Genomic DNA, 24,161 nt, shown 5'->3' on the forward strand with positions numbered 1-24,161 from the left:
ACGATGCAGTCGATGTAGTTGCGCTCGCGCAGCGCCTCCCGGTTGAAGGGCAGGGCGCGGTAGCCGCGCCGGCCGCCCTCCTTCTCCTCCACGAGCTCGGAGACGGCGTAGCCGAAGCGCAGCCCGCGGGTGCGCATGAAGGCGACCATGACCTCGAGGAACTCCGGCACCCACGTGTTGTCGGAGTCGAGGTAGGCGACGTAGTCGCCGCGGGCGCGGGCCAGCCCGGTGTTGCGGGCCACCGACACCCCGCCGGCGCGCTCCCGGCGGACGAGCTCGATCCGCGGGTCGCTGAGGAACGGCGCGAGGGCCTCGGCCGTGCCGTCGGTGCTGCCGTCGTCGACGATGACGAGCTGCCAGGTGGTCCACGTCTGGTCCAGCACGGACCGGACCGCGGTGAGGACACCCTCGCGCCGGTCCTTGGTCGGGATGACGACGGTGACGAGCGGGGGCTCCTCGTCCAGGGCCGCGTACTCCGTCAGCACACGGGCCTTGAACTCCTCGGCGGCCGCGTGGTCGAAGCTCTCCGAGGTGCGGGGCAGGTGTTCCCAGCCGCGGGTCTCCTCCATGAGACGGCGGGTGCGCTTGATGAAGTCGGCGAGCGGCGGCGCCGTCTCCTGGCCGTAGACGCGTCGGTAGCTGGCGAGGTCGAAGTCGGCGCTCGGCAGCGCCCCGGTCCGCCACCCCTCCTGGAGGTAGTGGCCCAGCGCGCCGCCCGGGTGCTCGGCGGCCTCGGGGTGCTGCTCGAGGTAGTACTCGGGGTCGAACATCGGGTGCGGCGGCAGGTTCCGCGCCGCGCCCCGGTTGACGTAGTGGATGAAGGGGGCGACGTCGAGCCGCTGCGGCGTCAGGGGGCTCTGGCGGTACCACTCCGTGTCGAAGCACGGGTTCGGTGAGATGTCCGTGGTGCTGCCGACGGTGACGTAGTGTTCCACCGGGTCGGTGCCGGGCGGCAGTGGGGCGCTGAGCTGCTCGCGGTACCACTCGGCGTCGAACAGGCCGCTGGCGCGGATGGCGTCGGCGATCCGCTGCTGCCGGCGGGTCTGCGGGTCGGGCACCGCGGCCTTGCGGCGGACGACCTTCCGTACGAGCCGGCGCAGACCCCCCATGTCGACCAACTGTCCTCCCAGGAAGCGTGTGCAGCTGTCAGGTGGCGCGGCGCGCGCCCTCCGTATCGTAGACGGACGACGACGGACGGGCCGGGTGGCTCCCGGCTCACCTCTCGAGCAGGACGTCCAGGGTGCGGATCATGGCGTGCATCCGTCGCCGGCTGGCGACGGTGCTGCCCCGCTTGACGGCGCGTGAGTGCCGGTAGCGCCACCCGCCGAGGAACAGGCCGAGGGCCGCGGCGACCTGCCGAGACCAGGGCATGACGGCGGTGGAGCCCACGACGGCCGACGGCGGAGGCGCGAGGCGTCCGGCCAGACCGACCGGGTCGGGGGTGGACATGACCACCTTGACGACGTCGTGCGCGACCGGCCGGTGCCCGGCGTCCTCCCAGTCGACCAGGGCGAGCCGGCCGTCGGTCAGCCGCAGCACGTTGCCCAGGCCCGGGTCGCCGTGGCTGAGGCCCACGGTGAGGGGGCGCTCGTCGGTCAGCAGCTCGCGCACCCGCCGGGCGGTGGCCCCGCGGTCGACGTCACCGGGCCAGATGCCGTCGGGCGGGTCCTCGGCGAGCGCGGTGAACGCGGTGAGGGCGCGGGCGCACTGCCGCTCGTCGAGCCTGGCGGGTGCGGTGCCGAGGCGCTGCCACATCTCGGGCAGCAGCGAGAGGACCTCCTCGGCCGTCCGTTCCGCCTCCTCCCGCACGACGGGGGCGCCGTCGAGGGCCTCCTCGACCACCCAGTCGGCCCGCTGCGCCGCGTAGTACCCCGCGTCCAGTACGCGGGGCACGACGAACGGGGTGCGTCCGGCGAGCGTGCGCTGCACCCGGGTGCCGCCCACCAGGGGGGTCGGGGTGTCCCGGTGACGCTGCTGGACGGCGAGCGAGCGGGCGGCACCGAGGTAGAACGCGCGGTACCGCAGCCGGCTCGCGGTGCGCATGGCGCCGGCGACCACGACGTCGGGCGTCGCGGTCGACCGCACCTGCGGCGCGGAGCCGGGGTCGACGAGGAGGGAACGGCCGGTCGCGGGGTCGGTGAACAGGGGGGACCCGGGGAAGCCGACGGCGGTGGCCACCCGCCGGTCGACCGCGTACTGGCGGCGCCGGAGCCGACCGAGCCCGCGGCGCCGGGGGAGCGCACGGCCGGCACGCTCGATCGCCGCCGTCCACTCCAGGGAGCGGACGGCGTCGGAGCGGGTGCGCCCCGGCGTGCGGCGGGCCATCCCCGGATGTTAACCGGCAGTTCACCGCCCCTCGGTGTGCCACTCCACACACCCGGTCGCGGTGGTCCGGCCAGGCGAGGGGCTGCACGGATATCGTGACTGCGGACGTCCGGGCCGTCCGGGCACGGGAGGAGGGCCATGCGCATCGCGGTGGTGGGTCTGGGGAAGATCGGGCTTCCCCTGGCGGTGCAGTTCGCCGACGCCGGGCACGAGGTGGCCGGGGTGGATGTCCAGGAGTCGGTGGTGAACCTGGTCAACGCGGCGCGGGAGCCGTTCCCGGGTGAGGCGCACCTGCAGGAGAAGCTGGCGCAGGTGGTGCCGGCGGGGCGGTTGCGGGCCACGACGGACTACGGGGCGGCGGTGCCGGGGGCGGACGCGGTCGTCGTGGTGGTCCCGCTGTTCGTGGACGACGCGACGTGGGAGCCGGACTTCGGGTGGATGGACGCGGCGACGCGGTCGCTGGCCGAGCACGTGACGCCGGGCACGCTCGTGTCGTACGAGACGACGCTGCCGGTGGGGACCACGCGCGGGCGGTGGAAGCCGATGATCGAGGAAGTCTCGGGCCTGCAGGAGGGCCGGGACTTCCACCTGGTGTTCTCCCCGGAGCGGGTGCTGACCGGGCGGGTGTTCGCCGACCTGCGCCGCTACCCCAAGCTCATCGGGGCGCTGGGGCGGCAGGGGGCGCGGCTGGCGCGGGAGTTCTACGAGGCGGTGCTGGAGTTCGACGAGCGGCCCGACCTGTCGCGTCCCAACGGGGTGTGGGACATGGGCAGTGCGGAGGCGGCGGAGATGGCCAAGCTGGCCGAGACCACCTACCGGGACGTGAACATCGGGTTGGCCAACCAGTTCGCGGTGTTCGCCGACCGGGTGGGGATCGACGTGTACGCGGTGATCGAGGCGTGCAACTCCCAGCCCTACTCCCACATCCACCGTCCGGGGATCGCGGTGGGTGGGCACTGCATCCCGGTCTACCCGCGGCTGTACCTGTCGGGGGACCCGGAGGCATCGATCGTGCGCACGGCGCGGCAGCACAACGCCGCGATGCCGCACTACGCGGTGGGGCGGGCGGCGGAGCTGCTGGGGGACCTGGCGGGGCTGCGGGCGGTGGTGCTGGGGGCCTCCTACCGCGGTGGGGTGAAGGAGACGGCGTTCTCCGGGGTGTTCGCCACGGTGGAGGCGCTGCGGGAGCGCGGGGCGCGGGTGGCGGTGCACGACCCGATGTACCAGGACGCCGAGCTGGCCGCCTTCGGTTGGGAGCCCTACCACCTCGGGGAGGCGGTGGACCTGGCGGTGGTGCAGGCCGACCACGCCGCCTACCGCGATCTCACCCCGGCCGACCTGCCCGGGGTGCGGCTGCTGGTCGACGGGCGCCAGGTCACCGACCCGGCCGCGTGGGCCGGCACCCCGCGCATCGCCATCGGCTCCGGCGGCTGACGCCGACCCATGACCTGGTGGGACGTGCTGCCGGACGCGCTCGTGATCGCGTTCCTCGTCGGCGTCCCCGGCGCCGTGGCGCTGCGTCTCCTCGGTGTGCGCGGCCTGGCGGCGCTCGCCGCCGCGCCACCCGTGAGCGTGGCCGGCGTCGGCGTGCTCAGCGTCGTGCTGGCGCCCCTGGGGGTGCCGTGGCGGCTGCCGGCCGTGCTCGGCGGGCTCACGGCGCTGCTCGCCCTCCTCGCCGCCGGTGCGTGGGCCGTCACCCGCCGCCGGCCCGTGGAGGACCGGCCGGATGTCCCCGGCCGGCGGCCCGCGCCGCTCGGCCGCCGGGGAGCGATCCCGGTCGCGGCAGCGGTCGTCGCCGGGTTCCTCCTCCTCGCCGCGCCGGTCGTCGCCACGCTGCCGGCGCCCGACGCGCCGCTCCAGCAGTGGGACGCCGTCTTCCACCTCAATGCCGTCGTCGCCGTCCGGGAGACCGGCGTCGTCACCCCGCTCGGCGGGCTCGCCCCCCTCTACGGCGACGGCACTCTCGCCCCGTACTACCCGACGGGGTGGCACGCCCTCGTCGCGGCGGCTCCCGGGGCCTCGGTCCCGGCCGCGACCAATGTCGCCCTGCTCGTGCTCGGCACCGGGGTGTGGGTGGTGGGCCTGGCCGGCCTGGCCCGCGAGGTGCTCCCCGCCCGGGTCCTGCCCGCCGTGCTCGCGCCGCTCCTCGCGGCCGGTTTCGTCGCCTTCCCCGTCGTCCAGCTCACCGTCCTCGCCCAGCTCGCCAACGGGCTGTCCACCGCGCTGCTGCCCGGTGCCCTGCTCCTCGTGCTCCGCGCGGTCCGCACCGTCGGCGCCCGGGCCGGTGTCGCGCCGGTGCTCGGCAGCGTGCTCGCGGCGGCCGCCGGGACCGCCGGCGTCGTCGTCGCGCACGCGAGCGGCCTCTTCTCCCTGGCCGTCCTCGCCGGGCCCGTCGTCGTCGCCGCGCTCGGCAGGTGGGCGGTGCGTCTCGTCCGGGCCGGACGGCGGGCGGCGGGTGTCGGGACCCTGCTCGCGCTCGCGGCGGTGGTGCTGGGGACGCCGGTGGTGCTGGCGAACCTCGACGCGCTCGCCTCGGTGGTCGGCTTCCAGCGCGCCAGCGGCCGCACCCACGTCGCCGCCCTGCGCGAGGTGCTGCTCGACCAGACCCTCGTCCACTCCTACCCCGGCGACGGGCGTGGCCACCTGGCCGTCACCGCCGCCACGCTCGCCGGTGTGGCGCTCACCGTGGTGCACCGCCGGCACCGTTGGCTCGCCGTGTCCTTCCTCCTCGGGGTCGGCCTCGCCGCGCTCGCCGCCGGCCCGGTGGACCACCCGCTGCGGTGGCTGGCGAGCTTCTGGTACACCCAGGCCGGCCGCATCGCACCGGTCGCCGTGGTCCCGGCGGTGCTCCTGGCCGGCTACGCCCTGACCGGCCTCGCCGACCGGGTGCGCCTGAACGTCCCCGGCCGGGTGGCCGGCGCGGCGGCGCTCGCCGCGGTGCTCGCCGTCCCCCTCGGCACCGCGGCGGCCCGGCTGCCGCTGCAGGCGCGCGTCGTCGCCAGCGCCTACGTCCCCGGCGAGCTGGCCTGGGGGACCATGGCGACGTCCGACGAGCTCGCCATGATGGGACGGCTGGCCGACACGCTGCCGCCGGACGCCGTCGTCGTCGGCGACCCGTTCAACGGCTCGGCGCTGCTGCCCGCGGTGGCCGGCGTGGACGTCGTCTTCCCCCAGCTGGGCGCCAGCGGGCTCGCCCCCGCCCACCGGCTGCTGCAGGAGCGTCTCGCCGCCGTCCACGACGACCCGGCGGTGTGCGAGGCCCTGGCAGAGGTGGGGGCCACCCACCTCTACCAGGACACCGCCACCGCCGACGACGGCGCCAAGGTGGACGACCGCACCGCCGGCATGCGTGACGTCGACGTCACCACCGGGTTCACGCGTGTCGACGCCGCCGGGGACGCCGCCGTCTACCGCATCGAGGCGTGCGGGTAGGGCACGCTCAGTCTCCTGCGCGGGCCGAGGCGGCCCCGGGGGGAGTGCGGTCCGGCTGGAGGGTGTGCCGTTCGAGCATCGCGTCCACGATCGCCGCGCCCACGTCGATGGCCCGCCCGTAGGCGGGGCGGTGGTGGACCGAGATGTTCGCGCTGGTGTTCGCCTCGAGCACCACCGCGCCGGCTGTGTCGTCCAGCGACCTCACCATGAGATCGACGCCGGCGACGCCGAGACCCGGTATCGCACGGACTGCGCGCACGGCGAGCTCCTTCACGGGTTTGGCGAGCAGGTCGGTGACGTCGACGCCCTCCATCTGCTGCTCCACCAGGATGCGGTCACCGCGTTCGCCGGTGGCGCGGGCCCGTGCCCATGCCGCTTCGAGCCCGGTCTCGGTGGTCACGGCGACGGTGACACCGCCTCCTCCACGCCCCCGCGAAGGCTTGACGACGGCGGGTGCACCGAGGCTGCGGACGAAGGCCCGGGCCTGCTCGAGCTCGCCCGGAGCGAAGTCGGCCCCGCGGGGGACCGGGACACCCGCCGCCGTCAGGAGCCCCCGCGTCAGGTGCTTCGCGCCGCAGATGAGCACTGCCTGGTGGCCGACAAGGGTGGTGACCATGCGCCTGATCCCACCGACCGGGTTCCCGCCCCGGTAGAAGTAGTGGCCGTCGGCGACCTTGACGACCTCGAGCCCGCGGGCCCGCGCGGCAGCGATGACGTAGTCGCGGTGGCCGGGGGCGTCCGGGAACGTGTTGAACGTACGTGCCGCGAGGTGCTCGGCCACGAACCTCGTAACGAGCGCGTTCGCCCGGATGTGAGGCGCCGGCGGTTCACCGCTACCTGGTCCCATCGGCCCCCGGCCAGCTGTGGTGCCCGTGGGTCCGGACGGCGCCGGCTGCGCTGCCGTCGTCCGCCGCTGCGTGCTACACGGTCTCCGTGACGCTCGCTGACTGGTCTGCGCGCGCTGTCCAGCGTGTGGGTAGGTGTGTGCTGCAGCTCCCTGCGCTCTCGGCGTGCGGCGATGATGCTGAGCCCGATGAGGGTGAAGGCGGCGTGATGGAGGGTCACCGCGGCGCTCGCGGCTGGTCCCCGCTCGGGTGAGAGCACGAAGGCGGCGGCACTCGCCAGCATGAGCACGGTGAGCAGACGCCCCGCTCGAGACCGGACCGCCCGCTTCATCTCACTCCTTGGACGCGTGGAAGGCACACGCTGGTCAGCCTATCTGCGGGCCTCGACCGCGACGCCGGGGCGCCCGGGGGGCACGTCCGGACCCGTGGCAGGATGTGGGCACCATGAGCACCACCAGCCGCGAGGTCGACGTCCTCATCATCTCCGACCTCCGCTTCCCCGGTGGCACCTCCCACAGCATCGCCACGGAGATCGAGGCGCAGCACGCGGCCGGCTACACCACCGGGCTGCTCCAGCTCAACGGCCCGCTCGTGCGCAAGGTCCGCGGCGTCAACCCGGCGATCGCGGCGCTCGTCCGGGAGGGACGGGCACGGCTGCTCGTCGGTCCGCGCCCGGTCCGCACCCGGCTCGCGGTGGTCCGCCACCCCGGCGTGCTGCAGGCCGCCGCCGACCAGCTGCCGCCGGTCCACGCCGACCAGGTCGTCGTCCTGGCCAATGCGGGCCCGCGGGACACCGACGGCACGGTCGTCTACGACGTCGCCGCGGCGGACCGGGCCGCCCGGGAGCGGCTCGGCCGCGAGCCGCTGTGGGCCCCGATCGGCCCGCTCGTGCGGCAGGAGATCGCCGACCTCGTGCCCGCCGAGCGGCTCATGGCCGAGGACTGGGTCAACGTCATCGACGTCGCGGCGTGGGCGCGGCCACGCACCGGCTGGGCGGGGGACCGCCCGGTGGTCGGCCGGCACAGCCGCCCCTCCCCGCAGAAGTGGCCGAGCGACCCCGAGACCCTCAAGGCCGTCTACCCGGTGGACGGCTCGTGGACCGTGCGCGTGCTCGGCGGCGCCGACCCCGTCGCCAAGGTGCTCGGCCGGGTGCCGCGCACGTGGGAGGTGCTGGAGTTCGGGGCGATGAGCCCGCAGGACTTCCTCGCCGGCCTCGACTTCTTCGTCTACTACCACGACCCGCGCTGGGTGGAGGCCTTCGGCCGCACCATCCTCGAGGCGCTCGCGACCGGGGTGCCCGCCGTCCTGCCGCCGCACTTCCGGGCGCTCTTCGGCGACGCCGCCCTCTACGCCGAGCCCCACGAGGTCCGGGCGGTGGTCGAGCGGCTGCGCGCCGACCGGGAGGCCTACGAGGCGCACGCCCGCCGCGCGGCCGAGGTCGCCCGCGAGCGGTTCAGCCACCAGACCCACGTGCGCCGTGTCGAGGCGCTCATCGGCGCCCCCTCGGTGACGCCCGAGCCGGGCCGGGGCACCCCGCTGGTCACCGACGCCGGCGACGACCGGCCGCGCGTCCTGCTCATGTCCAGCAACGGCGCCGGCATGGGCCACCTCACCCGCCTGTTCTCCTACGCCCGGCGGCTGGGGGACGAGGCGGCGGCCTACTTCCTGTCGATGTCGCAGGCGGTGCCCGTCGCCGCCCGGCTGGGACACCCGTACGAGTACCTGCCCTCGGCCCGGGCGCTGGGGATGCCGCCCGGGCGCTGGCGCGGGATGTACGTCGAGCGGGTGGGGGAGACCATCCGCCGGGTGCGTCCCGACGTCGTCGTCTTCGACGGGACGTGGCCCTACCAGGGCACCGACGAGATCCGCGAGCGGAACCCCGGGCCGCGCTGGGTGTGGTCCCGCCGCGGCATGTGGCGCGCGGGCCGCAACGCCGAGCAGGTCGACAAGGCCGCCTGGTTCGACGAGGTCCTCGAACCGGGGGACCTCGCCGCCGAGTACGACGCCGGCGCCACCGTCGGGCTGCCCGCGCACCGGGTCGGTCCGGTCACCCTGCTCGACGTCGCGGACCTGGAGAGCCGCGAAGAGGCCCGCGCCGCGCTCGACCTGCCCCAGGAGGGGCCGCTCGCGCTCGTGTCGCTCGGTGCCGGGAACATCAACGACACCTCCGGCGACCTCGGGGCCGCGGCCGCCGCGCTCGCCGAGCTCGGCGTCGGGGTGTGCGTCACGGTTCCGGAGATCGCCGCCGCCGGCACGCGGGCGGCCGGCGACATCCACCTCGTGCGCGACTACCCGCTCTCGCGCCGGTACCGGGCCTTCGACCTCGTCATCAGCGCCGCCGGCTACAACTCCTTCCACGAGCTGCTGCGGCTCGGTCTGCCGGCGCTCTTCGTCCCCAACGCGGCGACCGCCCTCGACGACCAGGAGGCCCGTGCCCGCTTCGCCGCCGACCGCGGCTGGGCGCACACCTTGCCCCGGCTCACGCCGGAGACCGCCGCCCCGCTCCTCGCCGACCTCCTCGCCAGGGGCGCGGAGATGGCGGCGCGGGCGCAGGCGGCCGACCCGGGCAACGGCGCCGTGGAGGCGGCACGGCTGCTCCTCGCCCTGGCGAAGGGAGACCCCCGATGAGCACCCCACCCACCGGCCGGGCGGCCCGGCTGGCCGCGACCGTCGCCCGCCGGGTCCGAGGCAACGCCACCGCCGAGCGGCTCGCCGGCCGGGTGACCGGGCGCCTGCGCGACAGCCGCACCGCGCGGGAGGTCGTCTCGCGCGTCTTCGACCTCGACGTCACCGGGGTGGGTGGTTCGGTGTTCCTCTCCGCCGGGCGGCTCGTCGCCGGGCACGGCACCGACAACCTGCCCGTCGTGCTCGTCAGCCTCGTCGGTGCGCCCGACGGCGACATCCCCACGATCCTCGAGCGTGTCGCCCAGGAGCAGGTGCTCACCGGCGGCTTCCGGCCCGTCGTCCTCCTCGACTCCGACCACTTCGCCGAGGTGCGCCAGTACGGCTACCCGGTCGACTTCCTCGTCCCCGAGGCCGCGTGGACCGACCCGCAGGTGCCGTGGCGGGACTACTTCCGCGAGCGGCTGCGCAGCATGCGGCAGCACTACGGCGCCGTCGCCCTCGTCGAGCTCACCGAGCCCGACGGCCTCGGCCTGGACATCCTGGCGAGCATGGGGCGCGCGGGCTGAACGACGGCCCGTGGGAGAATGCGGGGACCTGCCGACGACCACGTGGAGGATGGATGACGCCGAACCGTGCACGCCTGCTCGGTATCGCCCTCGTCGTGCTCTTCGCCGCGGCGGCGGGCTGGCTCTCGTGGACCGGTTTCGTCCTCCCCACCGTCGTCCTGGTCGCGGCGGCCGCCGGCTACGCGGCACTCATGTCCGTGGCGAGCCGGACCCGGGACCGCCTCGCCGCCCGGCACCCGTCGCAGGTCGACCGGTCGGCTCACTGAGGCCCGCCGGCATTCGGCCGCCGCGCGCCCACCGTGACGTCCCGGCGTGCTCGGGCCGGGGTCACCGGCGGGGCAGGCCGGCCGGTAGGTCGGGCACGACGGTCGTGGCCGGCATCGGCCGCTGCGGGGACCGGTCGTGCGGCCCGTGCAGCACCCGGAACGGACGCCCGCGGGCCAGGTCCAGCTGGAGACGCGCCTCCGCCCGGTCGTAGAGCTGCCCGAGCCGCCGGTCCCACTGCGGCAGGAAGGTGTCCGAGTCGCCCGGCAGCGGGGTCAGCTCCCCGAGCACCACCCCGCCCGGGGTGTCGTAGAGGTCGACGCGGATGAACGGCAGCGGCACGGCGAGGGACAGGACCGAGGCGATGCCGGTCATCAGGGCGTAGTGCCGTGGCGCGGCCACCGAGTCGTCCGGGGCGCGGTTGTGCCGCAGCTCGCCGAGGTCGGTGCCGTCGGCGCCGAGGAAGCGCACCCGCGACCGGGAGGTGTCGCCGTGCACCGGCATGCGGCGCAGCAACGCGAAGGCGACCTCGCCGTAGTAGGTGTAGATCTTGATGTCGTCGGGCAGCTGCTCGTGCGACCCGGGGAGCAGGGTCTCGGCGAAGAACGGGGCCCGTACCCGCCGTGCGGTGGCGTAGTGCTCGACGATCTCGTCGGCGGTGAAGTGCCGGGTGCCGTCGAGCATCTCGAAGCCGGTCGCCGTGCGGCGCAGCGGCAGGACGCCGCGGCTGGTCGAGCCACCGTTGCTCTTGAGCACGAACTCCTCGGGCAGCGCGGCCCAGTCGATCTCGGCCGGCGAGGGCCACACGCCCAGCACCTGGGGCGTGCTGACCCCGTGGCTGCGGGCCACCTCGTAGTTGTGCAGCTTGAGGAAGAGGTTGTGGCGCGGGTGGTCGGCGTAGCCCGGGTCGGTCCCGATGGCGCGCTGCACCCGCTGCTGCTCCATGACGCGCACGTGCCACGAGGGCTTGCGGGGCGGGTACGGGGGAGGGGGTGGCGGCGCGGCCCGCAACCTGTCGACCTGACGCTGCCGCGCCTCGAGCCGGCGCTCCAGCCGCCTGATCTCGCGGCGGAGCTCCTGGATCTGGGCGTCGCGGCGGGCGAGCGGAGGCAGCCGGCGCAGCTGGGGGCGAAGGACCATACCCCCGAGTCTCTCAGTCCGCGGGTGCGCCGCGGCGCAGCAGGACCGCGTCCCTGCTCAGCGGCCGTTCGAGGCGGACGTCGTACTCGGCGGTCCAGCGCTCCAGCGCCGCGCGCTCGTCCGGGCGGTGGGCGTCGTCGACGACGATAGCCGCGCCGGGCGAGAGCCGGTCCCACAGCAGTGGCACCGCCGGGAGGCGGGCCAGCGGGCCGGTGCTCTTCGGTGGGCCGTCGACGAGCAGGAGGTCGATACCGGTGAGGTCGGCGACGCAGGTCGGGTCGTACCACCGCACGGTCTCCTCCCCGACCCGCACCTCGGTGAGTGGGGCGTAGCGGATCTCCGCGGCGTCGGCCATCCCGTGCTCGGCGAGCAGGGCCCGGGTGCGGTTGAGGAAGAGCATCCGGTGCTCCAGCGCGACGATCTGTGCCCCACCCGCGGCGCGCGTGGCGTACGCCAGCCACAGGGTCGAGCTGCCGCTCCCGCACTCGACGACGGTGGCCGGGCGGTCCTGCTCGACGACGCGCCACAGGCCGAGCAGCGAGCCCGCGCTCAGCGCCCAGCCGCCCACCGCCGGGAGAGGCGGGGCGTCGGGCACCTTCGGCACCAGCTGGAGCAGCGCCTGGACCTCGGTGACGGGCTCGTGGTCGAGCGCGGCGAGCCGCTGCAGCGTCTCCTCGTGCCGTCCGGCGGCCGCGTGGGCCTCGCCGCGGACCACCCCCTCGAGCGCGGACAGCCGGTCGGCGGCGCGCCGTACCTCGGCGGTGAGCGCCGTCATCTCCCGCCCCACCGACACCTGCAGCGCCGCGACCGTCTCCTCCAGCCGCCGTCGGCCACGGGCGGCGACCTGCTGCCGCCCCCGCACGTCGAGCACCAGCGCCCCGACGAGCCCGAGGAGGACGGAGAGGACGGCGAGGCTCCAGCCGGGGCGCCCGCTCGCGGCCACGGCCGCCGAGACGACGGCCAGGGTACCGATGACCAGGGCCAGACCCCGCTGTCGTGGCGTGAGGAACGTCATGGCGAGCATCCTGTCCGACGGCGAGGGGTTCGCGCAGGCCGACGGCGACGGGCTCGCGCAGGGCGACCGGCGTGAGGCCGGCCGCACCGGCCCCGGAGGGCCGGCTGTGTACTCTGGGGCCGGTCGTCCCGAGGGGGTTGAACGTGTCCAAGAAGCTCGTGCTGGCGGCGGTGGGCGTCCTCGTCCTCGTCGCAGGTGCCGCCGTCGCGTACGCCTACGACGTCGGTGCGCTCACTGTCGTCCTGCTCGGCCTCGTCGCCGGGCTGGCGGCGCTGAGCGCCCTGGACGCCAACCAGCGGGTGCGGCAGCAGCACCGGCAGGTCGTGCGGTGGCAGAAGAGCGCCCAGGAGCGGTTGGCGGCCGTCGAGGACGAGCTGTTGCGGCGCGGCGCGCGTGTCGAGGCGGCCACCCAGGACGACGTCCTCGGCACCGTCAAGCTGCTGCAGGAGCAGTACGTCGGCCGGCTCGACCGCGCGCAGGCCGAGCTGGAGCAGGCCGCCGCGGCGCTGCGGGCCGTCACCGGCACCGCGCGCGCGGAGTGAGCGGGGTGGCTCCTCTCCCCGACGTGGTCGCCGCGTACGCGGCGGCGGCCGCGGAGCAGCAGGACGAGCTCGTCCGGGCGCTGCTCCGGACGAAGTCCCGCAGCGGGCGCGACGTGCTCGCGGCGCTGGTGAGCGAAGGGCGTGCCGGGGCGGAGGAGCTCGAGGAGCTCGGCCGCCGGTACGCCCGCGGCGAGGCACCCGGCACCCGGCTCGACCCCCGGGGCGTCATGGACTACGCCCGCGTGGTCGCGCTGCAGACGGCGGACCCGGCCGACCGCGCGGCCGCTCTCGGCCTCCTGCGCTGGGTGCTGGAGGAGCACCCGGGGCAGGTCCAGCCGGGCGATGCCAACCTCCTCCTCCAGCTGGCGATCAAGGCGCGCGACTTCCCCCTCGCCGACCGCGTCGCAGCGACCCTCCCCGTGTCGGGACGGGTGTCCAAGGTGGCCGCCGCCGACCTCGCCAACCCGTGGATCCGCCCGGACGCGGGCGACGAGCAGCGCTGGCTCGCCGCTCTCAACACCGGGCTGTTCGGTCCCGACGTCGTCCAGGCCGGGCTGCTGCCGCAGGGCGAGACCCCCTTCGACCGGCTCACCACGAGCGGGGACCACCGTGTCACCGACGAGCACCGCATCACCGTGGTCATCTCCTGCTACAACCCCGACCGCCACCTCCTCACCGCGGTGCGGTCGGTGGTCGAGCAGACCTGGCAGAACTTCGAGCTCTTCGTCGTCGACGACGCCTCCCCGGCGCCGCTGCCCGGCGTCCTGGAGGAGGTCGAGCGGATGGACCCGCGGGTGCGGGTGATCCGCAAGGCGGTCAACGGCGGCACGTACCGCGCGCGCAACACGGCGCTGCGGCTCGCCACCGGCGACTTCTTCACCTGCCTCGACTCCGACGACTGGGCCCACCCGCAGCGGCTGGAGCTCGGGGTGCGTCCGATGCTCGCGGACCCCACGCTCGTCGCCACCCGCAGCATGGGGGTGCGCGCCACCGAGGAGATGGAGATCAGCCGGGTGGGGTACGCCGGCCGGTTCAAGGCCGCCTCCTCGCTCATGGTCCGTACCTTCCCGGTGGTCAACCGGGTCGGGTTCTTCGACCCGGTGCGCAAGGCCGCCGACAACGAGTACGCGCTGCGGGTGGAGGCGGCCTTCGACGGCAAGGTCGTCGACGTCTCCAACCATGCGCTGACCATCCTCCTGGCCGACGCCTCCTCGCTCTCGGCGTCGGACTACTCACCCGGCTGGCGCCACCCCGCGCGCTCGGAGTACGTCGAGTCCTACTCCGAGTGGCACCGCAGAGTGCAGTGGCGCGCGGCGCCGATGTTCCTCCTGCCGCACGGGCCGCGTCCCTTCCCGGCGCCCCGGCGCTGGGAGCGCCACCCGCAGGACGGGCCGCAGGGCCCGCCGCTCGACGTCGTCGTCGTCGCCGACTGGCGCGAGGGGTGGGTGCGTGGGCGCACCGTGGACCGGTTGCGCGACCTCGTGCGGGAGGGCCGCCGGGTGGGCCTGGTCCACCTCGAGACGCTCGTCGACCCACCGGGCCGGGAGCTGCCGCTGGCCCGGCCGGTGCGCGACCTCGTCCACGCGGGCGACGTGGAGCGGGTCTACCTCGACGACGACCGCCGCGCCCGTCTCGTCGTCGTCGCCGACCCGCGGGTCGGGCAGTTCCCGCCGCTGGTCGACGTGCGGCTCACCGTCGACGACGTCGCCCTCGTGCGGGACCCCGCCGCGGAGACGGCCGGTGAGTACGCTCGCGAGTCGGTCGAGGTTTACGTGGAGCGGTTGCTGGGCACCCGGCCGCGCTGGACCGAGGACTGGCCGCCGGCCCCGGCCGCCGAGCCGCCGTCACCCGGCCCCGCCGACGCCACCGGCGAGGTCGTGGTCACCGACGGGCTCACCGTGAGCGGTGACCTCGTCGCCGACGGCTGGCCCCTGCGGGAGCGGGCGGACGGGGAGCGCGGCGCACGGCTGTGGCTCGTCCACGCCGGTGGCGCGGAGGAGGATGCTGCACGCATCCGGGAGCTCGCCGATGCCTGGGCGGTGGGCGAGGAACCCTGGGAGGTCGCCGCGGAGCGCTGGCTGGCCCGCGCGACGCGCACCTGGGCGGTCGCGGTCGGGACGACCAGCCGACTGTGCCTCGTCATCGCGCCCGGGGTGCACGCCGAGGTCGGGGAGAGGCGGGCGGTGCTGAGGCGCGGCGGCGACCCCGTCGGGACCGTGCTCGTCTGGCGCGCGGGGGAGAGCACACCCCAGGCCGCGCGTCCGCTCAGCGCCCGCTGAGCCGGAGCACGCGACGCTTCACGCGCCCGAGGAGCCGGCGCACCCGCGTGCGCCACGGCACCGGCTTGGGGGCCGGGCGCTGCTTCGCGGGCCGGGGCGGGGCCTCGCCGAGCGCGATCATGCCCTGCCGGGTGACGTGGTAGACCGCCGGGGTGACGCCGAGCGCCCCCGCGGGCACCGGGGTCGGCTCGGGCAGCGCTCCGGGGTCGGTGGCGTGCCGGCGCCGCAGGATCGCCCGGGTGGTCTGCGCGACGAGCGAGCGGCCCGGCGCGACGTCGGTGCGCACGCCCCCGCCCTCCCGCAGGTGGGTGAGCACCCGGCCCAGCGTGGCCCGCTCCAGCACCACGCCCGCGCTCAGCCGCACGGTCACCGGTGAGGGGAAGCCGGAGGCCGGAAGCTCCTCCACGAGGCGCACGCGGGCGTCGGAGCCGACGTAGTCCCGCAGCCACCGCGGCAGGCTCTCGGCACCGGGCACCGTGACCGCCAGGTCGGTGTGCTGCGAGGCGAGGACGCTGTCGATGGTGACCTGGACCTCCTCGGGGTCGGCGCCGTCGGTCTCCAGGAGCACCTGGACCTCGGGGACCGTCCACTGCCGCCCCACGTTCTGCGGCCGGAAGATCGGGATGGGCAGGAGGTTGGCGGCCAGCCCGGTGCGCTCGCGCTTGATCTCGTCGCCGCGGACGGCGAAGTTCCGTGCCCCCTGGTGGTAGGCGTCGGTGTCCCAGTCCGGGATGATGAGCCCGCCCGAGGTGAACGCCCGGTAGCCGAACTCGGTGTCGACGATGCCGCGCAGCCCGAGGGAGGCGAAGCCGCCGGAGCGCAGGTAGAGCTCGCGCCCCACCGAGACGTCGGCACCGACGACGGCGATGAACGTGTCGTCGGTGTCGGTGGTCAGCCGCTGCTGCAGGCGGATGAACTCCTCCTGCCAGCTGTGCCGCCGGCTGCGGCGGCCCTCGAGCAGGCGGGGCAGTGCGTCCTCGGCGACGGCGCGGGCGACGTCGTCGGGCGTGATGCCGTCGAAGTCCACGAAGCGCTTGCGGCCCAGCACCACGGCGTGCGGGGTCACGTGGTGCCAGCGGGCGTGCGCCTCCAGGTGCGTGGCGCTCACCACCATGTCGGCGTCGAGGAAGAGCACCACCGGGGCGTCGGTGCTGCGGGCACCGCGGTCCCGGGCCCGGCCCGAGCCGTGCTCCTGGGCCTCCTCCACCCGCAGCACCCGGGTGTTGGGCGGGGCCGTCGGGGGGACGGTGAGCGGTACGGCGGAGGCGTCGTCGACGACGACCACCTCGGTGAGCTCGGACGGGTAGGTCTGCCGGCTCAGTGCGGCCAGCGTCCGGTCGAGCTCGGGCTGGCAGTCCCGTGCCGGGATGACGACGCACAGGCGCAGCTGCGGCTCCCACTCCCCGAGCGCGGGGACGGGCAGGTCGGGCCACCGCTGGCCGGGGACGGTGTGCTGCCTCATGCCGGCTGCTCCTGACGCACCAGCGCGGTCACCCGCTCGGAGATCTGGCGGGCCCGGGCGTCGAAGGTGTGCTCGCGGCGCACGAGCTCGCCGAGCCTGCGGCGGGCCTCCTGCCGCTCGGGGGTGTCGGCGAGGACCTCGCGGACGAGGTCCGGCAGCTCGGCGGGGTCGCGGTAGGTGGGGACGGCGTCCCCGAAGACCTCGGCGATCTCGGGCAGGTGGTCGCTGACCATGCGGGCCTCGCAGGCGGCCAGGTCGAAGAGCCGGTTGGACAGCAGGCCGTCGCGGCGCATGTCCTCCCAGTGGTCGTTGAGGACCACGCCGGCCGCACGGTAGACGGCGGGCAGCTCGTCGTTGGGGATGTTCTCCCCCTTCCACGCGCCGGGTGGGAGCAGCCCCTTCCAGCGGTAGCCGTAGACGGCCGGGACGATCCCGCCCTCGAGCGCGGCGGCGACGGCGGGGCGCACCCCGCGGGCGTTGGCCACGGCGAGGACCTCGTGCGCCCGGTCCGGGTCGGGCGGCCCGGGCCGGAAGCGGCGGTGGTCGGTGCACTGGAGGAGGGGGGCGGCCGGCTCGTCGAGGCGGCGGCTCACCCGCTCGCACCAGCGCGGCGAGGCCCCGAAGACGGCGTCGTACTCGCGCAGCTCGGAGACGGTGACCTCGTCCGGGTGGCTGATCACCCAGATGACGTTGACGTGGGCGGGGTTCACCCGGTACGGGCCGCGGCCGCGCAGGACGAGGGTGACGTCGTCGAGGTGGGCGGTGTCGCGGTACCACGCGTCGCGGCAGTCGATGGTGACCTCGTGCCCGAGCCGTTCGAGGGAGTCACGCAGCGCCACGGCGAAGTGCCAGTCGCCCCAGCGGCCGCGGCGCGGGGCGTCCGGCGCGCCGATCTTGATCGCCCAGCGCAGCGGCCGTTCGCGGCGCTCGTGCACGAGCAGGGCGCGGAGCCGCTCGTCGGGGCCGCGGGTGAACCCGGCGATCGCGAAGCCGGCGAGGTCGGGCTCCGGCGCGGTGGTCCACAGCTGGGCCAGGCGGTGCTCGTTGTCCGCGGTGGAGACCCACTTCGAGCCGCGGGTGGTGGGCAGGTCGTCGGTCATGAGGGCGACGACGCTCTGCCCGACGACGCCGCTGGGGCGCCCGGTGTGCGCGGCCAGACGCAGCGACAGCTCGGGGCCGAGGTGGTCCTGGACGACGAGCGGGTCGAAGCCCGCGACGGCGAGGTGGTCGGAGGCACGCACCGCCAGCGCCAGCGCAGCGGCCCCGGGGACCGCACGGGTCGCCCGCACCTCGGGGGCGTCGCCGGGCAGGCCGGCGTGGAGCGGCACCGCGAAGCCGTCGCGGGTGCGCATGACACCGGCCGACCAGACCGTGCCGTCGCGGCGCAGGACGAGCGGCTGCACCGCGCCGTACTCCGTCAGCGCCGCCACGAGCGGGGCGTCCCAGCCGGGCTCCGGGGAGAGTGCGTCGGGGAGGAAGACGAGGCTCTCGCCCCGGGTGGCGCAGGCACCGACGTTCCGGGCCACCTCCATCGGCAGCTCCTGGCTCAGTCGCAGCACCCGGGCGCGAGGCTCGGACCACAGCGTGAGCTGCAGCCGGGTGGCCTCACCGGCCTCCAGCCGGCTGTCGACCACGAGTACCTCCACCCGGCCGGTGGCGGTGCGCAGCAGCCGCCGCACCGTCCCGACGACGGTCGCGACGTCGGAGTTGGCGACGAGGACCACGGAGGTCAGCCCCTCCTCGCGCGGCTCCTGACGGGCACGCTCCCAGTCCACGAGGCTGCGCTGGCGGATGAGGTAGCGGTAGCTGGCGAGCTCGTCGGTGGTGATCCGGTCGGTGCCGGTCTCCCACAGGTCGTAGCGGGTGGCGATGAACGGGGCGTAGGCGAAGTCGGTGACGGCGGAGAGGCGGATGAGGAAGTCCCAGTCGACGTTGCGCCGCAGCGACTCGTCGAACCCGCCGACCTCGGTGAGCAGGGCGCGCTCGTGGAGGACGACGATGCAGTCGATGTAGTTGCGCTCGAGCAGCGCCTCCCGCGAGTACGGCATCCCGCGGTAGCGGCGGCGGCCCTGCCCGCCCTGCTCCTCCAGCGCGGACATGGCGTAGGCGACCCGGTGCCCCCCGCGGCGGACGAAGCGCACCATGAGCTCGAGGAAGTCCGGCTCCCACGTGTTGTCGGAGTCGAGGTAGGCGACGTACTCCCCGGTCGCCGCCGCCAGGCCGGAGTTGCGCGCCGCGGCGACCCCGCGGTTCGTCTCGTGGGTGACGACCCGCACGCGCGGGTCGTCGGTGAACCGGGCGAGCACCTCCGGTGTCTCGTCCCGGCTCCCGTCGTCCACGACGATGAGCTCCCACCGCCGGTAGGTCTGGGCGAGCACCGAGCGGACGGCGTCGGGCAGCACGGCGGCCCGGTCCTTCGTCGGCAGGACGACGCTGACGAGCGGCTCGTCGCCGAGCGGGACCTGCCGGAGCTCGGCCTTGAGGGCACGCTCCGCCTCGGCGTCGTGGTCGGGACGCTCCCGGGGCAGGTGCTCGTACCCGCGGGTGGCGAGGATGCTGCGGGACGTCTTCCGGGCCGCCGCGAGGAAGGTGGCGGGGGAGGTGAGGTGGGCGAGGTTGTGGACGGCGGCGGGCGGGGCCTCGTGGCCGGCGAGGAAGTGCCCGAGCGGGCCGCCGGGGTGGCGCAGGCTCTCCGGGTGCTCCTTGGCGTAGTGGTCCGCCCGGAACCCCGGGTGGGGGGAGACCCGGTCGGCGGCCCCGGCCCGGAGGTAGTGCACCAGGGCCGGTCCGCGCAGGGTGTCCGGCGTCCGCGGCTGACCGACGTACCAGTCGGCGTCGAAGCACGGGTGCGGGGAGCGGCCCTCGCGGTGCCCGGTGGTGAGGTAGTGGGTCAGCGGGTCGGCGGCGTCGGGCACCTGCTCGCGGTACCAGGCCTCGTCGAACAGCCCGCTCGCACGCACCAGCGCGACCTGGTCGGCGAGGCGGCCGTAGTCGGTGTCGTCCGGTGCCGGGTTGCCGGCCTTCGGCACACGTCCGCCGAGCCGGGACACCTCCCGCTGCAGCGCCCGGTTCTGCCGTCTGAGCTCCACCAGCTGGGCGTCGCGCCGGGCGATCGGTGGGATTCGGCGGACCAGGCTCTTCAGCCGCACGTACGGACCTCCGGGCAGGACAGGTGGTGGCAGACGGTCGGCACGACTGTACCCGGCGGGGGTCCAGGTGCCGCTGCGTCGGGCGGGCTCGGCCGCTGCGCGGTGGCCGCCTCAGCGGCGCGCGGTCGCCGCGAGCCGGGTGTAGAGCTCGGCGTACCGCTCCCCGTTGTGCCGCCACTGGCGTTCGGCCACCACCCACTCCCGGCCCCGGCGACCGAGCTCGGCCCGTGCGGCCGGGTCGGCGTGGAGGTCGGTCAGCACGTCCGTCAACGCCTCGGCGTCACCGGTGCGGAAGGAGCGGCCGCGGGCGCCGTCGCCGGTGATCTCCTGCAGCGCCGGCAGGTCGGAGACGACGACGGGCACCTGCGCGGCCATCGCCTCGAAGGGCTTGAGCGGGGTGACGAGGCGCGCGGCGCGCTCGTCGAAGCGGGGGACGACGAAGACGTCGAGGAGCCGGTAGTAGTCCAGGACCTCCGCGTGCGGCACCTTGCCGGTGAAGATCACCGCATCGCCGGCGCCCTTGGTCTGCGCGAGCTGCTCGAGCGCTCGCCGGCGCCGGCCGTCGCCGATGACCATCGCCACGGCGGGGATGCCGCGCGCCCGCAGCCCCAGGGCCGCGTCGATGAGGAGCTCCTGGCCCTCGCGGCGGTGGTCGAGGTTGCTCACGTACCCGAAGACGAACCGGTCACCCAGGCCCCATCGGTCGACGAGCGCGGCGGAGCGCTCCCGGGGGTGGAAGTACTCGGTGTTGACGCCGTTCGGGATGACCCGGACCTTCTCGGCGGGGACCCCGCGCGCGACGATGTCCGCCTTCATCGACTCGGAGAGCGTGACGACAGCGTCCGCCTGGAGCATGCACCACGTCTCACGGGCGGTGCGCCGGGCGTACACCTCCCCCCGCTCGTCCCACCGCCGGTCGGCCGTCCACAGCGACTCGAAGAAGCCGCGGACCTCGTACACCACCGGGGTCCCGAAGGCCTGCCGCAGGGCCAGCGCGACGACGGCGGGCTCGTACCCGCGGTGACCGGAGTGCGCGTGGATGACCGACGGGCGGATCTCACCCATCCGCTCGGCGACGGCGGCGGCGTAGCGCTCCAGGTAGACGTCGGGGCGGCCGGTGAGGACGTCCTGCGGCGCGGGCAGCCGGTGGTAGGTGGTGCCGTCCACCACCTCCGTGCGCGGCGGCGTCTCGTCCTCCGGGAACCCGAGCGCGGTGACCGCCACCGGGTCCAGCCCGACGGCCCGCTGGCTCTCGATGACATACTGGCTGCGCATGGTGTAGCCGCTCTGACGGTAGGGCATCGAGGCCTTGAGCAGGTGCAGCACCCGGCCCGGCTCGGGGGCCACCGGGGCCTGGGCCGGCAGGACGGGCAGCCAGGTCCGGTCCAGCTCGCGCAGCCGCCCGACGAGCCGTCCCTCCTGCCGTTCCAGTGCGGGGGTGTCGGCGACCTCCCGCTGTGCCCGGACCGCGGCGAGCAGCCAGCTGAGGGACCCGGTCTTGGAGAACGCCTCCCGCACGGGTGTCATGAACTCGACGTCGCCCGCCATCTGGGGCAGCAGCGCGGCGCCCAGGGCGGCTGCCTCGGCGTAGCGTCGCGTGCCCACGAGCTCTTGCACGAGCCGCCGGTCGGCGTCGACCACCTGGTTGCGGCGGACGGCGCGGTAGCCGCGCAGGAAGGCCCGCGGGTAGCGGTGGAGCCTGCCTCCCTCGCGCCGGGCCCGACGCCACCCACGTCGCAGCTTCACGGAGAACGGGCGGCGGCGCTCGCTGCGCAGCGTCTCCCGTTCCAGGCGGCGGTGCAGGTCGCGCAGCTGGCGCAGCGCGCCCTCGACCAGGACGTCCGCCCCTGCCACCGGGCGGGCGGCGTCCTCGCCGGGTGCCGGAGCAGAGGCCATGGGTCGTGAGGATACCCTGGCGCGGGTACGGGCTGCCGTCCGGCCCGCTGCGCACGGAGTCTCACGAAGGGTGTCCCATGAGTCCGCTGGTCCTGCACGTCACCGGCGCCCGCCCGAACTTCCCCAAGTGCGCGCCGGTGCTCGCCGCCCTCGCCGACCGCGAGGTCCCCCAGCTGCTCGTCCACACCGGCCAGCACTACGACGAGAAGATGTCGGAGATCTTCTTCCGCCAGCTCGGCATCCCGGAGCCGGACGTCGACCTCGGCGTCGGCTCGGGCAGCCACGGCGCCCAGACGGCCGCGATCATGACCGCGCTCGAGCCGCTCTTCGAGGAGCGGCGGCCCGCGCTCGTCGTCGTCTACGGCGACGTCAACTCCACCGTCGCCGCCGCGCTCGTCGCCAGCAAGCTCGGCATCCGCGTCGCCCACGTCGAGGCGGGGCTGCGCAGCTTCGACATGTCGATGCCCGAGGAGATCAACCGCCTCGTCACCGACCGCCTCTCCGACCTGCTCTTCGCCACGAGCGCCGACGCCGTCGCCCACCTCGGCAACGAGGGGGTGGACCCGCGCAAGATCCACCTCGTCGGCAACCCGATGATCGACACGCTGCTGGGCACCATGGACAAGTTCGCCACGGCGCTGCCCGAGGAGCTCGGTCTCGACGGGGCGTACGTCGTGGCCACGCTCCACCGGCCGGGCAACGTCGACCGGCAGTCGGACGTCGTCGAGCTCGTCCAGGCCATGCACCGGGTCGCGGACCAGGTCCCCGTGGTCATCCCGCTCCACCCGCGGGGCAGGGAGCGGCTCTACGCCGCCGGGCTCGTCGACCACCGCGCCATCCACGTCGTCGACCCGCTCGGGTACATCGAGTTCATGGGGCTGGTCCGCGGGGCCCGCGCCGTCGTCACCGACTCCGGAGGCGTCCAGGAGGAGACGACCATCCTCGGGATCCCGTGCCTCACCCTGCGGCCCAACACCGAGCGGCCGGTGACCATCACCCACGGCACGAACCGGCTCGTCACCCGGGAGAACCTGGCAGCCGAGGTCGCGCAGACCCTCGCCCGGGGGCCGCTGGAGACCTGGCCGGTGCCCCCGCTGTGGGACGGCCGGGCCGGCGAGCGCATCGCGGACGTCGTCGCCGCCACGCTCTGAGCACCTGCCGGTGGGCCACCGACCGGGGCCCACCGACGTGACGACAACCACGGCCCCGGCGCCCAGGGCGCCCGCGCCGGGCGATGCCGCGCGTGTACGATGCTTGCGCAGATCGGCACAGGGGACCCCCGATGTGCCGCGGTGCGGGCGGCGGGTTCGCTCCGGACGACGCACGAGACGACTGGGAGTTGTACATGACCGTGGACCTTGCCGTGGTCGGGTTGGGCTATGTGGGCCTGCCGCTGGTGTACGAGGCCGTCCACGCCGGGATGTCCGTGCGCGGGTACGACGTGAGCGAGCGCGTGGTCGAGGGCCTCAACAGCGGTGTCTCGCACATCGACGACCTCTCCGACGCCCAGGTGGCCGAGCTCGTCGAGCGCGGGTTCCGCGCCACCACCGACTCCTCGGTGCTCGGCGAGGCCGAGACCATCGTCATCTGTGTGCCCACGCCGCTGGCGGAGGACGGTGGACCGGACCTGGGGGCCGTGCGCGCCGCGGTCACCGACATCTCCCGTCACCTGCGCCCCGGTCAGCTCGTGGTGCTGGAGTCCACCACCTACCCGGGCACCACCGAGGAGGTCGTCCAGCCGATCCTGGAGTCCGGTGGCCTGAAGGCGGGGAAGGACTTCCACCTGGCGTTCTCCCCGGAGCGGATCGACCCGGGCAACGAGGTCTTCGGGGCGAAGAACACCCCCAAGGTCGTCGGCGGCGTGACGCCGGAGTCCACCGAGGCCGCCGCCGCGTTCTACGGCAAGGTGGTCGACACCGTCGTGCGGACCAAGGGCCCGCGCGAGGCGGAGATGGCCAAGCTGCTGGAGAACACCTACCGGCACATCAACATCGCGCTGGTCAACGAGATGGCCCGGTTCTGCCACGAGCTGGACATCGACCTGTGGGACGTCATCGCCGCCGCCCGGACCAAGCCCTTCGGCTTCCAGGCCTTCTACCCCGGCCCGGGCGTGGGCGGGCACTGCATCCCGATCGACCCGAACTACCTGTCCTACAACGTGCGTGCACGGCTGGGCTACCCGTTCCGGTTCGTCGAGCTGGCCCAGGAGATCAACGCGACGATGCCCGCCTACGTGGTGCACCGGGCGCAGGACATCCTCAACGAGGACGGCAAGTCCCTCAAGGGCGCCACCGTGCTGCTGCTCGGGGTGACCTACAAGCCGAACATCGCCGACCAGCGTGAGTCGCCGGCCGTGCCGGTGGCCAAGCACCTGCGCGACAAGGGCGCCGAGGTCCTCTTCCACGACCCGCACGTGCAGACCTGGCAGACCAACGGCAGCTCCCAGGAGCGGGTTGCCGACCTCGCGCAGGCCGTGGCCGACGCCGACCTCGTCATCCTCCTGCAGCACCACCGCGAGTACGACGTCGACGAGCTGGCCAAGGGGGCCAGGCGGTTCTTCGACACGCGGGGTGTGGCGAGCGACAGCCCGACGGTGCAGCGTCTGTGACTGCTCCCGCTGC

General features: G+C 74.9%; 17 protein-coding genes. 9 read left to right on the forward strand and 8 right to left on the reverse strand.

The features are described from left to right. Together Q0195_RS04045 and Q0195_RS04050 are read right to left on the reverse strand one after the other, a co-directional pair. Positions 1-1,109: glycosyltransferase family 2 protein (locus tag Q0195_RS04045; RefSeq protein ID WP_299274905.1), on the reverse strand; the 1,109-nt coding region annotated here is incomplete at its 3' end. A 106-nt stretch (positions 1,110-1,215) separates the two neighbouring features. Beyond that, positions 1,216-2,325 carry a phosphotransferase gene (locus Q0195_RS04050; RefSeq protein WP_299274907.1) on the reverse strand — a complete coding sequence of 370 codons (1,110 nt, stop codon included), beginning with the start codon at positions 2,323-2,325 and terminating at the stop codon, positions 1,216-1,218. A gap of 138 nt (positions 2,326-2,463) precedes the next feature. Here Q0195_RS04050 and Q0195_RS04055 point away from each other — a divergent pair, with 138 nt between their 5' ends. Further along, positions 2,464-3,759, forward strand: coding sequence for a nucleotide sugar dehydrogenase (locus tag Q0195_RS04055; protein WP_299274909.1), 1,296 nt, complete (start codon positions 2,464-2,466; stop codon positions 3,757-3,759). A gap of 9 nt (positions 3,760-3,768) precedes the next feature. Then, positions 3,769-5,757, forward strand: a complete 1,989-nt coding sequence (locus tag Q0195_RS04060) for a DUF6541 family protein (protein ID WP_299274911.1) — start codon at positions 3,769-3,771, stop codon at positions 5,755-5,757. 7 nt (positions 5,758-5,764) lie between these two features. Here the strand turns inward: Q0195_RS04060 and Q0195_RS04065 are convergent, their stop codons facing one another. After that, on the reverse strand, positions 5,765-6,538 hold the full coding sequence (locus Q0195_RS04065) for a hypothetical protein (protein WP_299274914.1): 774 nt from the start codon (positions 6,536-6,538) through the stop codon (positions 5,765-5,767). Between the two features lie 508 nt (positions 6,539-7,046). Between Q0195_RS04065 and Q0195_RS04070 the strand changes: the two genes are divergently transcribed. From Q0195_RS04070 to Q0195_RS04080, 3 genes are read left to right on the forward strand one after another with little or no spacing between them, the layout of a single operon-like run. Further along, a complete protein-coding gene (locus Q0195_RS04070; RefSeq protein ID WP_299274917.1) occupies positions 7,047-9,230 on the forward strand; it encodes a glycosyltransferase in 2,184 nt (727 codons plus the stop codon). After that, positions 9,227-9,793 carry a hypothetical protein gene (locus Q0195_RS04075; RefSeq protein WP_299274919.1) on the forward strand — a complete coding sequence of 189 codons (567 nt, stop codon included), beginning with the start codon at positions 9,227-9,229 and terminating at the stop codon, positions 9,791-9,793. Before Q0195_RS04070 ends, Q0195_RS04075 begins: the two co-directional genes overlap by 4 nt. Positions 9,794-9,846: 53 nt before the next feature. Further along, positions 9,847-10,059: a hypothetical protein gene (locus Q0195_RS04080; RefSeq protein ID WP_299274922.1), complete on the forward strand. Its 213-nt coding sequence runs from the start codon at positions 9,847-9,849 to the stop codon at positions 10,057-10,059. A 61-nt stretch (positions 10,060-10,120) separates the two neighbouring features. On the opposite strand, the gene Q0195_RS04085 is transcribed toward Q0195_RS04080, so the two are convergent. Further along, positions 10,121-11,197 carry an ATP-grasp fold amidoligase family protein gene (locus Q0195_RS04085; protein WP_299274925.1) on the reverse strand — a complete coding sequence of 359 codons (1,077 nt, stop codon included), beginning with the start codon at positions 11,195-11,197 and terminating at the stop codon, positions 10,121-10,123. Between the two features lie 13 nt (positions 11,198-11,210). Further along, positions 11,211-12,212, reverse strand: a complete 1,002-nt coding sequence (locus tag Q0195_RS04090; protein ID WP_299274928.1) for a class I SAM-dependent methyltransferase — start codon at positions 12,210-12,212, stop codon at positions 11,211-11,213. 143 nt (positions 12,213-12,355) lie between these two features. Between Q0195_RS04090 and Q0195_RS04095 the strand changes: the two genes are divergently transcribed. Both Q0195_RS04095 and Q0195_RS04100 read left to right on the forward strand, forming a co-directional pair. Further along, on the forward strand, positions 12,356-12,754 hold the full coding sequence (locus Q0195_RS04095; RefSeq protein WP_299274931.1) for a hypothetical protein: 399 nt from the start codon (positions 12,356-12,358) through the stop codon (positions 12,752-12,754). 5 nt (positions 12,755-12,759) lie between these two features. Further along, positions 12,760-15,033 (forward strand): glycosyltransferase family 2 protein, encoded by a 2,274-nt coding sequence (locus Q0195_RS04100; protein WP_299274933.1) that lies wholly within the window; start codon positions 12,760-12,762, stop codon positions 15,031-15,033. Here Q0195_RS04100 and Q0195_RS04105 read toward each other — a convergent pair. The 3 genes from Q0195_RS04105 to Q0195_RS04115 form a co-directional block, all read right to left on the reverse strand. Continuing rightward, entirely contained in the window at positions 15,020-16,495 is a 1,476-nt protein-coding gene (locus tag Q0195_RS04105) for a glycosyltransferase family A protein (RefSeq protein ID WP_299274936.1), read from the reverse strand. The genes Q0195_RS04100 and Q0195_RS04105 overlap by 14 nt on opposite strands. Further along, positions 16,492-19,644, reverse strand: a complete 3,153-nt coding sequence (locus tag Q0195_RS04110) for a glycosyltransferase (RefSeq protein WP_299274938.1) — start codon at positions 19,642-19,644, stop codon at positions 16,492-16,494. The genes Q0195_RS04105 and Q0195_RS04110 overlap by 4 nt, the downstream gene beginning before the upstream one ends. 111 nt (positions 19,645-19,755) lie before the next feature. Then, the gene (locus tag Q0195_RS04115) at positions 19,756-21,540 is read right to left on the reverse strand and encodes a glycosyltransferase family 4 protein (RefSeq protein ID WP_299274941.1); all 1,785 of its coding nucleotides are present in this window, start codon (positions 21,538-21,540) and stop codon (positions 19,756-19,758) included. 77 nt (positions 21,541-21,617) lie between these two features. Between Q0195_RS04115 and wecB the strand changes: the two genes are divergently transcribed. After that, on the forward strand, positions 21,618-22,691 hold the full coding sequence (gene wecB / locus Q0195_RS04120) for a UDP-N-acetylglucosamine 2-epimerase (non-hydrolyzing) (RefSeq protein ID WP_299274944.1): 1,074 nt from the start codon (positions 21,618-21,620) through the stop codon (positions 22,689-22,691). Between the two features lie 194 nt (positions 22,692-22,885). Continuing rightward, positions 22,886-24,148 (forward strand): nucleotide sugar dehydrogenase, encoded by a 1,263-nt coding sequence (locus Q0195_RS04125; protein WP_299274947.1) that lies wholly within the window; start codon positions 22,886-22,888, stop codon positions 24,146-24,148. Positions 24,149-24,161: the final 13 nt, after the last annotated feature.

Source organism: uncultured Georgenia sp. (assembly GCF_937958535.1).
Lineage (GTDB): Bacteria > Actinomycetota > Actinomycetes > Actinomycetales > Actinomycetaceae > Oceanitalea.